Genomic DNA, 12156 nt, shown 5'->3' on the forward strand with positions numbered 1-12156 from the left:
GTCGGGGACGGGGTCGGGGTCGCCAGTGGTTTCGCCTGCGCTTTCGCCCGCCGTCCCGGCGTCGTCGATCCCGGCGCTTTCCCTGCCGCCGGCGTCGTCGCTGCAGGCGCTCATGCTGACGCCGAGGAGCAAGACCATGGCACTCGCAGAGAGCTTGGCCAACGCTCCTGCGCTGAGGCCGTCGACGAGGGACGCCTCGCTTGGCCTCTTCGCCGCGAACCTTCTCGCCAGTGGTTGCAATGGGCCGACCTCAGCGGCGCTTTGGGTTTGCGCCCTCGACGAAACGTCCGGCGCGGGGTGATGCGATACATTGGACCAATGGGTGTTCGGGGGGATTGTGTAATGGCGAGTCATCTCGTCGATTCTACTCGATCGCTGCGCGCGGTCGAGAGCCCAGCTTAGCGCCGATCACATGGTGCGAGTCGTTGCAAAGAAATCAATTGGGTCATTGCGGGTGACCCCCCCGCGGAACAGGGGGATGACCGGCCCCGGTCTCGCCGTGATCGAGAATGCCTGATCCGGTCGCAGGTCGACGACATTGACGAAGGAGGCGAAGGAGGCGAAGCGGCGAAGTCGAACTTTGGCTCAGACCTCCCGGGCGTCACTCGCTTCGAAGCGAGCGAGCTAATAAGGCGTCAGTCGTTCAAGGGCTGGCCAAACAACACGCGGTTGCCGACGGCGAGATCGTCGACGCCGTCGCCGTCGAAGTCTCCGATCAGGCCGACGTTGCGCTCGTTGCCCGTGTCGAGCTCGAGGGCGCCGCGGGGCTCGAGCACGCCGCTGCTGAAGTTCACGTTGATCCTCCAGACCCGGCGGGTGCCGAGGTAGTCACTGGTCAGGAGCTCCCGGCCCGAGCTCCCGTCGAGCTCGATCCAGCGGACCCAGTCGATGTGCGAGGGGCCCGAGGTCTCGCTGCTCTCGGGCTCGCCTTCGAGTTCGGGGAGCTCGAGCTCGATCAGGTCGTCGAGCGACAGCGAGCCCGAGCCGTCGCCCCGTGCGAGGACCACGTGGTTGTCTACCGTCACCCAGCTCAGGTCGAGGTTGCCGTCGCCGTCTGCGTCGGCGACCTCGATGAAGGGCGCTTCGCTCAGCCCGTGGGCCCGCGCCGTGCCCGGGACGGACAGCTGGCCGACGAGCTCGAAGCAGACCGCGCGCGTCTCCTCGACGTCGCGCTCGAGCTCGACGACGAAGGGCTCCCCGCACAGGGGCCCGGCGGGCGAGCGCTCGAGCCGTGGGCGGAGGACGGCGAGCTCGATCCCCTCGTCGCTTCGGCCGACGACGACGGCCTCCTCGATCGGCGGCTGGTCGTCGCCTGTGGGTCCGAGCTCGACGGCCAGCACGGTCGTGTGTGCGGCTGAAGCGGACAGGCCGAGCTCGGACAGGGGCAGCAAGTCGGCGTCGGTCGAGTCGTAGGCCGGACCGAGCTCGGCCTCGCCCTCGACCGCTCGGAGCAGGCGGAGGCCGCCGGCCTCGGTGCTCTGGACCACGCCGAGGGCCCACGCGAAGTTGAGCTCGTCGCCGAGCGAGCCCGAGGCGAAGCGGACGTGACAGTCGTCGGGCGTGGCGCACTCGCCGGGCTTGATCAGCGCGAGCGCGGGCCACTGGCCGTCGCGAAAGATCGTCAGCCGCCCATCCCGCTCGGCGCCGAGGCTCGCGCTGGCCAGGCCCTCGCCGAACACCCGGAGGATGTCGAAGCCCACGGGCGAGAATTTACTCGCCCGGGCCGGGTCGAAGGGCGGGCCCCAGATCGCCTGGACCGAGTCCCCGCCGCCGTAGACGAGGTCGATCTGAAAGTCGCCGTCGATGTCGCCCGCGGCGACCTGCTCGATGCGCGTGGCGGTGATCGTGCGCAGGACCAGCTGCGAGGTCGAGGGGTCGACCCAGACCAGATCGAGGAAGTCCGGCTCCGAGTGATCGATGGGCTTGCCCGTGTTCTCGATCTTGTTCTTGTCGATCGCCGCGAACCCGCGCACGCCGCCGCCCTGGACGTCGAGGCTGGTCGCGAGCGAGCCCGAGGTCCGCCAGTTCCGCGCGACCTGGGCTCGGGTGGCGGTGGCGGCGTCGACGAGGCCGGTGCTGGTGAGCAGGAGGCAGGCGTAGCCCCACTGCGGCTCGTCGAGGAGGCCGATCGGCGGACCCGCGAGCACGGTCTCGCCCGCGACCACGCACGCGTCGCTCGGATCGGGGCTGCTCAGCGCGACGATGCCCGCGCTGAGCAGGAAGTCGGCGTAGCCGTCGCCGTTGATGTCGGCGACGGCCCGCGGCCAGGTCGCGTGCGTGAACCGGACGCTCGGATCGTTCGAGGACGACCACGAGTGGGCGGCGATCAGCGGCGCGGAGCGATCGGCGAGCCCCGACAGCCCGCTCAGGTCGGCGCGCGAGTTGAACTGGCCGTCGCCGAGGCCGAAGGCGACGTAGGTCCGGTCGTCGTCGGGGGTGGTGGTGTCGTTGTCGGTGATGTTGAGGAGCAGATCGGGGTGGCCGTCGCCGTTGACGTCGCCGACGCCGGGGATCTCGAGGCTGAAGGTCTCGGGCGTGTCGGACACGGCGACGCTGGCGAAGGGCGCGACCGTGCCGAGGGGATCGAGCTGATCGCTGCGGTTGAGCTGATTGGGCCCCTTGCACAGCGAGAACAGCTCGACGAGGTTGCCGGGCGAGCCGTCCTCGGTCTGGCGGTAGCTGACCGCGAGGGCGTCGCACGAGCGGGCCTCGTCGAAGCGCGCGAGGGCGGTGGCTTGCCTGTGGTGGCCCGGGGTGAGCGAGAACAGCTCGGTCAGCTCGCGGTCCTCGAGCACGGCGTAACGCGTGTCGCCGCCCTCGCTGCGGCCGAGGAGCAGGGTCTGGGTGCAGCCTCCGACCTCGCAGATCTGCGCAGGCACGCCGCGGGGGTTGAAGGCGGCCTCCATCGTGAGCTGGCCGGACGCGCCGAAGGGCGCGGTCACGAGCTCGACGAAGGGGTCGTCGAGCTGACGGCTGGGGCTGCCCGTGAACACCTTGATCGCGACGTCGTCGCCGATCAGCGGGAGCGCGAGGTCGTCGACCTCGTCGGCGGTCAGGCGGGTCACGATCGGCTGGACCGCGGGTGAGTCGCTGATCGGCCTGCGCGCGGGGTCGGTGAACAGATCGGTCAAGACCCGGCCCTCGCTGAAGAACGCGACCTGGGCCTCGGCCTGGGCCCCGCGCAGGACGATGTCGTCGCGGCCGTCACCGTCGAGGTCGCCGACCGCCCGAGCCTCGCCGGGGAGCGTGCCGAACTCGAACTCCGCGCTGGGCTGGCGACAGACGCCGTCGGTTCCGCAGCCCCAGCCCGAGGGGCAGCGCGAGCTGCTGGCGGGCGCCTGGGGATCGCAGGTCAGGCGACACGCGCCCGCGCTCCCAGGGGCCCCGCAGCGCGCGTTTTCGCCGAAGCTGAGGGCCGAGCCGTCGCAGTCTTCACCGAGCTCGGGCTCGAGCACGCGGTTGCCACAGGTCCCGAGGTCGACCTCTTCGAGCTCCGCGCACGCGCCGATCCACGCGAAGGTCGCGAGGCTGCCCAGGCTCAACAGGCCGAGCAAGATCGAGCGCGGACGAGACAGCACCATCGCCGCGCTCAGCCTAACCGATCCCCGCAGCGGCCCTGAACACGGGCTGCAGCGGCCAGGACCCACCCGCAGCCTGCTCGACTCCATTCGGCCCATCCAGGGAAGCTCGTGGGACTGGCTCGGCGAAGACCTGGCGTCTCGACCAGCTGGCACGCCGAGCGCAGCTTCGAGTCGACCTCGGTCTGGCGCGGACCGAAGACCGAGCCCGTGCTCGCGCCGAGCCGGAGCTGGCGGGTGTACTCCGGCAGGAACTCGGTGCGATGCGGACTATGCGCGTGGTAGAGGTGACGGATGCGACGACGCTGGCTTCGCTCGGCTCTGACCGCCTCGCTGCTCTCCCTCACCCTCGCCTTCGGCTGCGCCTGGAAGGGCCACATCAAGAAGGGCGACGACTTCATGGTCGCGGCCAACTACGACGCGGCCGCTGCGGAGTACGCCGAGGCTCTGCGCCTGCGCCCCGACGACGCGGACATCGCGGCCAAGCTCGACGCGGCCCAGTCCGGTCAGGTCGAGGTCCGGGCCGATCACGCCCGCAGGGCGCTGGCCGCCAACGCCGACGCCCAGGCGATCGCGTTCGCGGCCGACGCCCACGCGATCCTCCCGAGTCACCCCACGACGATCGCGCTGATCGACGAGGTCGTCTCGGTCACGAGTGAGCGCGCCCAGCAAAAAGCACAGGCCCAGGAGTTTGCCGCGGCCATGGCGATCTTCGATGGGATCAGCGCCCGTCTGCCCAGCGCGAGCGGTCGGGTCCGCGCCGCGACCGAGGCGGTCGTCCAGGCCTGGGTCGCGCAGCTGAGCGCGGCCGCGAGCGAGGCCGAGGCCGCCGGGCGTCGGGGCTCAGTCCTGCTCTATCGGGCCAAGATCGCGGACTTGAGCGGCGCGGGCGTGGCCGAGCGCGACGCCGCCCGCGATCAGGTCGCCGCCGAGCTGCGCTACCTCGTGGTCGTCGCGGCCAGGAGCGCCGACGTCGGGGCCAGGGCCGTCGCGGCCGCGCTGCTCGGCAAGGTCGGCGCGTCGCTGCTCGAGGTCGCGGCCCAGGGCGAGCGCCGCTCGGCGACGCTCTCGCTCACGCTCGGCGAGGCCAGGTTCTCGACCGACAAGAGCACGCGCGCGCAGTCGGTCCAGTACCAGTCGGGCACCCAAGAGGTCGAGAACCCGTTTTACAAGATGGCCCAGGACGACGTGCTCGACGAGGAGCGGCGCCTGGTCGAGCGCGAGAACGAGGTCACCAAGCAAGAGCAGTACGTCGACCAGTACAGCGCCGACGTCGCCCGCGAGGGGGACACGCCCGGCGTCTCGACCGGCGCCGAGCAGAACTTGCGCAACGCCCGGAGCCGGCTCGAGGCCGCCCGCCGCTCGCTCACGGACCAGCGCAACGCCGTGATCCGGGCCAAGGAGAAGGCCGCGAGCACCGAGCAGACCACCCAGGAGCCGGTCTACTCGACCCACAGCTTCTCGGTCACCACGCACACGCTCACGGCTACGGTCCAGGCCACCGCCACGCTCGCGCACGCCGACGGGCGGCCCGAGCTGGTCTTCGATCAGCCGCTGAGCATCAGCGCCCAGGACGACGCGCACGCGGCCCAGAGCGTGGCCGGGATCGCCGAGGATCCGCTCTCGCTGCCGAGCAAGGCCGAGCTCGCTGCCCAGCTTCACGCCCAGGCGGTCGCGCCGATCGCCGCGATCATTGACGATAGTTTCGCGGGCTATCGCCAGGGCTTGCTCGTGGAGGCGAGCGCTGCGACGGACGCGGGCGAGCAGTTGGAGTTGCTGCTGCGCTATGTGATCGTCGATCCGCGACACGCCGACCCGAAGACGGTCGCGGATATCTTCACCCTCAGCGGGGTCCCGAACGCGTCCTCGCTGGTGCTCGGCGGCGGCTGAGCGCTCGCCTGGCCCAGATCGGTCCGCGCCTGCTTGGAGCTGTTTGAAAGGCTGCTAGATCAGCTTGGCGTAGCGGGTCGCGTGGTGGGCTCCGTCGCCGCAGATCGTGGCTAGAGCCTGCATGCGCTTGAAGAACAGGCCGATGTCGTGCTCGTCGGTCACGCCGACGCCGCCGTGGAGCTGGACGCTCTGGCGGCTGACGAGCTGGCCGCCGGTTGCGAGCTGGTGCTTGGCGGCGCTGACGGCCATCACGCGCTCGCGCTCGTCGGCCTCGTTGGCGCGGATCATGGCCTCCATGCTGAGCGAGCGCAGGAGCTCGACCTCGATGAACATGTCGACGGCGCGGTGCTGGAGGGCCTGGAAGCTGCCAATCTTGCGCCCGAATTGTTCGCGGGTGCCGAGGTACTCGTTGGTCATGTCGAGCATCGCCGAGGCCACGCCGAGGCCCTCGGCGACGGCGCCCGCGGCCCCATAGTCGAGCACCCGCTCGAGCACCGCTTTGGCTCCGGCGCCTGTACCGGCGAGGCGCTGCGCGGCCGTGACCGCGACGCCGTCGAGGCGCAGGTGGGCGCCGCGCTGACCGTCGATCAGCCCGACCGTGGTTCGGGTCAGGCCCGGCGCGTCGCCGCCCACGACGAAGAGCGCGAGGCCGTCGGGGGTCGTGGCCGAGACCAAGAGGTGGTCGGCGGCGTGACCGTTGAGCACGAAGCGCTTGTCGCCGTGGAGCGTGAACCCGCCGGCTCCCGCTGCGGGCCGGGCCTCGCACTCGACCCGCGTTGGGTCGAAGCGGTTGTTGGCCTCGGCCCAGGCCAGCGCGAGGCTGGTCTCGCCCTCGAGCATCGGCGCGAGGTAGCGCTGCTGCTGGGCCTCGTCGGCCCCGAGCGCGAGGGTGTAGCCGCCGAGCACGACGCTGGCGAGGTAGGGCTCGGGGACCAGGGTCTGGCCGAGCTGCTCGAGGATGATCGCGGCCTCGACGAAGCTGCCCCCGAGTCCGCCGAGCGCCTCGGGGAAGGGCGCCGCGAGCCAGCCGAGCTCGCCCATCTCGGCCCAGGCCTGCGCGCTCCAGCCCGGGCCCTCGGCGTCACGCAGCTCGCGGAACCGCGAGACCGGTGAGCGTTGCTTGCGATAGTCGCCGACGGTCTTGGCCAGCAGCTGTTGCTCTTCGCTGAGATCAAAGTCCATGTCAGGCGCTCGGGAGTCGGAGGATGTGCTTGGCGATGATGTTGCGCTGGATCTCGTTGGACCCGGCGTAGATCGTGGCGGCGCGGTCGTAGCAGAAGTTTGGCGCGACCCAGCGCTCGTTGTCGGGTACGACGCCGTCTTCGGGCAGCCAGGCGAGGGCGTCGTGGCCCATGACCTCCATGCACAGCTCGCTGGCGCGCTGCTGGAGCTCGGACCCGACGACCTTCAAGATCGAGGTCTCGGGCCCGGGGTGGCGGCCCTTTTGTTGCTCGGCGAGGGCCCGGTAGTTGGTCATCTCGTGCGCGCGCAGGCGCATCTCGATGTCGGCGACGCGCCGCCGCCAGTAGGGGTCTTGGAGCAGCGGGCGGTCGTCGGCGCCGACCTGGACCGCGGCGATCGACTTGGCCAGCCGGACCCAGCGGCGCACGACCCCGACGGCCGCGACCAGCGTGCGCTCGTGACCGAGCAGGGCCTTGGCCAGGGTCCAGCCGCCGTTGAGCGGGCCGAGGAGGTTGTCCTTGGGCACCTTCACGTTGTCGAAGAAGGTGTCGCAGAACGCGGGGCTGTGGCTGAGCGTGAGCATCGGTCGGGCCTCGAGGCCCTCGGAGCGCATGTCGATCAGCAAAAAGGAGATGCCCGCCTGCTTCTTGCCCTCGGAGCTCGTGCGGACCAGGCAGAAGATCCAGTCGGCGTGCTGGGCGTAGGTCGTCCAGGTCTTTTGGCCGTTGACGACGAAGTGGTCGCCCATGTCCTGGGCGGTGGTTCGCAAGCTGGCCAGATCGCTGCCCGCGTTCGGCTCGGAGTAGCCCTGACACCAGCACTCCTCGCCGGACAGGATCTTGGGCAAAAAGCGGGCCTGCTGGGCCTCGTTGCCGAAGCGCTGGATCAGCGGCGCGACCATGACCAGGCCGAAGGGGCTCAGCGGGGGCGTGCCCGCGAGCTCGAGCTCCTCGTTGAAGATGAAGCGTTGGGTGACCGAGAAGCCGGGGCCGCCGAATTTCTCGGGCCAGCTCGGGGCGACCCAGCCCTTGGCCGCGAGGATCTTGTGCCAGCGCATGATCTCCTCGTGGGTGAAGTGGGCACAGGCCCGAGCTTTGACGGCGAGGTCGTCGGGGAGCGCGTCGGCGATCCACGCGCGGACTTGCTCGCGGAAGGTCTGGTCTTCGGGGGTGAACGAGAGGTCCATGGGCGGCGGGGGGAGAGTAGCAGAGTCTACGGGGTGATGCTCAGGGTCGTGAACCCGGACGCTGACAAGTTTGATGAGCAACCGGGGTCGACGTTGCGCTCATGTACAACGTCGTGTCGAGCCTCGACGTGAGCGCGTCGGGCGACAGTGGCGCTGACTTCGTCCTCGGTCTCGGCCTCGTCCAGTGATGAGACCACGCAAGCCAGGCGCCCCCATTACGAGCCGGGGTGAACGAGCCGCAGCTGACGAAGCGCGCTGCGGCGACGACCGCGGCGAGGTCGGGATTGGCGACTTCAGGTCACAGGTATTGTCGATGTCATGAAACGTAGTGTTCTTGTTGGTGTCCTCGTTTGGATCAGGCAATGGGCTGAACTGGATTGACTAGTTCATTGTTGTGATGCATTCTGACATTATGGATACGTCAGGTTGTGAGTCTCGACTAACCCCCGAGCAGGTTGAGTCGCTCGCCGATGAGATCGCCACATTCGCCGCTCGCGTCGACGTTGCCAAGCACGCCCTGCTCACGCGCCTGCGGGTGTTCGACCGCTGCGAGGCCTGGGGGGGCCTGGGGTTCTCGTCCTGCGCCGCCTGGCTCGCCTGGCGGATCGGCGTCGGGCTCAAGGCTGCCCGCGAGCAGGTCCGGGTCGCCCGCGCGCTGGGCTCACTCGAGAAGCTCGACGACTTGTTTGGCCGCGGTGAGCTCAGTTACTCCAAGGTCCGAGCGATCACTCGCGTGGCCACACCACAGACCGAGCAGGATCTCATCGACTTAGCGATGCACGCCACCGCCGCGCAGGTCGAGCGCCTCGTTCGCTCCTATCGAAACGCCGTCGAGCAGGTCGACGCGTCGCCAGGAACGAAGCAGTGGGCAGTCGACGAACGTTTTGTGCGCAGGTCAGAGGTCGCGGGGGGCATGGTTCGCATCGAAATTCAGCTGCCACCCGAAGAGGCCGCGCTGGTCTGGGATGCGGTGATGTCGGCGTCGTCCGGTTGCTCGCTCGCGGAGGCTTCCGCAGAAGCTTCCGAAGCGGCGACTGACGAGGAACCCGTACAAGCCCATGGGTCACCGATGCCCGAAGCTTCCGCGGAAGCGCTGGCTAGCGACCTGCGCGGGCCCGAGCAGCGCCACGCCGACGCGATCGTCGATGTCGCCCGCGCCTATTTGCAACACCGCCCGCGGACCCTCGGCTCGGGCTACGAGCTGGTGCTCGTAACCTCCAAAGATCATCTCGAGCAGGATCCAGATACCCCTAGTGGTGTCGGCGGCTTCTTGCGCGACGGCACGCCGATCGGTGTGGGGGTCGCTCGAATGCTGGCCTGCTGCGGCAGCAAGGTCGCGGTCACGGTCGGCGAGCACGGCGAGGTCCTCGACGTCGGTCGACGGACTCGGGTGATCCCCTCGGCGATCGGACGCGCGCTGTGGCTGCGAGATCACGGCTGTCGCGTGCCGGGCTGCGAGCGCCGCTGGCACTTACACGCGCATCATCTCCATGAGTGGGCCGACGGCGGCCCGACCAAGCTGTCGAACCTGGTCCTCGTGTGCCCGGCGCACCACCGTATGATCCACGAAGGCGTGCTCGACGTGGAACTCCGCGAGGGTCAACCGCGCTTCATCCCAGCGAGCACGAAGCGCGAGCTCGTCGAGGTCCCGGCGAGTGCGGCGACCGGAGCCGAACTCGATGAGCTCGAGGAGTGGCTCGGCGACGAAGGCATCAATCTGGGTCCGGAGGTCAACACGCCGCGCTGGGATGGGACGCCGATGCGACTGGGGGAGACACTCGACTGGATGCTCATGGCGCAGTCAGATCAAAGCTCGCCACCTCGCTCGTTGGCTCGCGTCGACGCCCGAGAGTGACGTCCCGCGCCGGGTGTCCGCGGCCCCATTCCGGCGTGGTTTCGCCGCCGAGAGGGACGTCGGGAAGATCTGGAGCATCGGCGGCGGGGCGCGAATGAGGAGGCCTTCGCGCGGCAGCTGATCGGGCGTCGTGAATAGCAAGTCGAGAAGGCTGGGGGCCCAGCAGCGTGCACGCCCTCGCTACTCGCTCCGGACGGTGATCGGGTTGGACTGCGTCGTCGTCCTGCCGCCCTTGTCGACCTCGAACTCCAGCACCGCCGAGATGGTGTCGGGCACATCCAGCGTCACGCTGACGAGGTCGGTCGTGGACCGGTTGAGCGCGGTGATCGTGCTGGAGTCCAGGACATAGGTGGTCGCGGCACGCGAAGCGTCGTAGCTGACCAGGGTCGCGCTGCTGATGTCACCCTTGTAGAGGGGGTCGACATCCATCGTGAGCTGGTCGTCGCCCGAGCTGCCGCCCTTGGGCACGTCGATCGAGCAGTGCGAGCAGATCGGGGTCTCGGGCTGCGGATCGAGCAGGCTGTCCCAGCTGCTGATCCCGCAGGTCGCCGGCGTCCCGAGGTCGCTGCTTTGGTCGAAGCTCTCGAGGGTCTCGGCGGCGACGACGTCGGCGTAGACGGTGTCGACCTCGAAGAAGAAGGTGCCGAGGTTGCCGTCAGTGGCCGGGGCGGAGGCCGTGCAGGTCAGCTGTGGGCACGAGTAGGACGGCTTGCCCGCGCAGGCGCTGGCCAGGGCCGCGCAGACCGACACGCGCCGGACCGCGTTGGGGACGCCGCCGCCGAAGTCGGCGGCGTCTCCGGTCGCGTAGCCCGTGTCGTAGAGCAGCTCGGCGACCTCGCTCGGGCGTAGCTCGGGGCGGTAGGACCAGATCAGCGCCGCGGCCCCGGACGCGACAGCCGCCGAGACCGAGGTCCCGGTCAAGGCCGCGTGGAGGTTGGGCGAGACGCCGCCGACGCCGTTGGAGCCGAGCGCGACGAGCCGGGGCTGGCCGCCCGTGCGGGCGTTGATCAGGGGCTGGTCGTGCTCGTCGACGCCGCCGACGGCGTAGACCAGGGGTCGGTAGGCGGCGCCGCCGAACACGGGCCGGCCCAGGCTCCCGCCGGGCGTGAAGCCGAGGCTCGTGCAGGTCGCGCTGTCCGGGGCCGGGATGTTCTCGAAGGCCGCGGGCTCGGTCGGGCCCGCGGTCTCGGTCTCGTCCTCGCAGCCCGGGCTGGGGTTGTTGCCGGCCGCGACGAACACGAGCGCGCCCGAGCACGAGGCGTACTCGAGCGCGGACTGAAGCGAGCGCATCGGCCCGCGGCTTGGATCGATGGGCTCGCCGAGGCCGCGCTCCCAACCGAGGCTGAGGTTGAGGACCAGGCGCTCGCTGCCACCGGGCCCGCCGAGGCGCTCGTTCCAGTCCCGGACCGCGGCATAGACCGCCATCGCGAGGTCGCCCTGCGTGCCCTGATGCCCGCCCTCGATCCAATTCGGCGGCGTGTCCCAGGCCGTCCGCGGCAGCGCGATGAAGTGGTTGAGGTTGTCGATGCAGCTGGGGTCGTGGCTGGGGCAGGCGAGGTCTTCGATGATCGCGGCGATCTGCAGGCCGTGCTCGTTGATCGGCGTGACGTGGCCGGCCGCGGCGCTGCCCGAGGTCGAGTCGATCACGCCAAGGTCGACGTTGGCGCGAAATCCAACCGTCGATCCGAGATCGATGCCGTCGACCCGATCGACGTTGAGCCCGAAGGCCTCCTGCAGCCCCTCGCGGACGACGGTGTCGTAGAGGTCCGTGCCCTGGGTGCCCTGGCCCAAGCAGTCGGGCGCCACGGAGTTGAGCGAGATCATGCCCGAGGCGTGCATTTGGTCGAACAGGTCGATGTAGTCCTGCTGGCTGACCGACGGCGCCTCGGGCTCGTACATGCAGTAGCGACCCAGAGCCCCCGGCGCCGGCACGCCGAGGCTCTGGATGTCTGGCGAGCCCGTGTCGAACATCCTGATCGCGTTCCAGCCGCCCGGGAGCGTGCCCGCGAGGCTGCAGTCCTCCTGACCAGGATCGAGCACGCCGATGAGGCGAGCGTTGGGGCACGAGACGACCGGATAGTTGAGCGAAGAGCGGGGCTCGGGCTCCGCGTGGGTCCCGGGCGCGACGCTCGACGGGAGCGCGGACGCGTCGTCGGCGGTCTGCGGATCGAGCTCGGGGTCGTCGAAGCCCTCGCCGGAGACGCAGCCAAGCAAAGCGGAGGTGGCGATGAGATGGAAAGCTGTCTTCATGTCGATATCCCGTGTCGCGCGAGGATCGGCCGCGCTCGCGGGGGCAGTGCCATGGACCCGCGCGAGGGATTGCGAATTTGACAAAAAACCAAAGAAAGCCTGTCCGAGCCGTTTTGGACGGTCGGAGGGCGTGCGCTTTTTTCGCGCAGCTCGGCCAGGCGTCGCGCCAAGAGCGCGAGCGAGGCGGAGAGGGGGCTGTCTTCGCTCGGCAGTGC

The 12156-nt window shown here is 69.7% G+C and carries 6 protein-coding genes and 1 pseudogene; 2 read left to right on the plus strand and 5 right to left on the minus strand.

Going from position 1 to position 12156, the window contains the following annotated elements; translation table 11 throughout:
* Positions 1-240 (minus strand): annotated as a pseudogene (locus ENSA5_RS23450) (hypothetical protein); the annotation flags it as partial.
* 395 nt (positions 241-635) lie between these two features.
* Positions 636-3581: an FG-GAP repeat domain-containing protein gene (locus tag ENSA5_RS23455; RefSeq protein WP_106393921.1), complete on the minus strand. Its 2946-nt coding sequence runs from the start codon at positions 3579-3581 to the stop codon at positions 636-638.
* A gap of 291 nt (positions 3582-3872) precedes the next feature.
* On the opposite strand from ENSA5_RS23455, the gene ENSA5_RS23460 reads away from it, so the two are divergent.
* On the plus strand, positions 3873-5468 hold the full coding sequence (locus ENSA5_RS23460; RefSeq protein WP_106393922.1) for a hypothetical protein: 1596 nt from the start codon (positions 3873-3875) through the stop codon (positions 5466-5468).
* A 54-nt stretch (positions 5469-5522) separates the two neighbouring features.
* On the opposite strand, the gene ENSA5_RS23465 is transcribed toward ENSA5_RS23460, so the two are convergent.
* Complete coding sequence (locus tag ENSA5_RS23465) at positions 5523-6650, minus strand: acyl-CoA dehydrogenase family protein (protein ID WP_106393923.1); 1128 nt, start codon at positions 6648-6650, stop codon at positions 5523-5525.
* Position 6651: 1 nt separating this feature from the next.
* Positions 6652-7836, minus strand: a complete 1185-nt coding sequence (locus tag ENSA5_RS23470; RefSeq protein WP_106393924.1) for an acyl-CoA dehydrogenase family protein — start codon at positions 7834-7836, stop codon at positions 6652-6654.
* 397 nt (positions 7837-8233) lie between these two features.
* Between ENSA5_RS23470 and ENSA5_RS23475 the strand changes: the two genes are divergently transcribed.
* On the plus strand, positions 8234-9691 hold the full coding sequence (locus tag ENSA5_RS23475; protein ID WP_106393925.1) for an HNH endonuclease signature motif containing protein: 1458 nt from the start codon (positions 8234-8236) through the stop codon (positions 9689-9691).
* Positions 9692-9871: 180 nt separating this feature from the next.
* On the opposite strand, the gene ENSA5_RS23480 is transcribed toward ENSA5_RS23475, so the two are convergent.
* Entirely contained in the window at positions 9872-11941 is a 2070-nt protein-coding gene (locus ENSA5_RS23480; RefSeq protein WP_106393926.1) for a S8/S53 family peptidase, read from the minus strand.
* Positions 11942-12156 lie beyond the last annotated feature (215 nt).

It is taken from the genome of Enhygromyxa salina, from assembly GCF_002994615.1.
In the GTDB taxonomy this organism is placed as follows: domain Bacteria; phylum Myxococcota_A; class Polyangia; order Nannocystales; family Nannocystaceae; genus Plesiocystis; species Plesiocystis salina_A.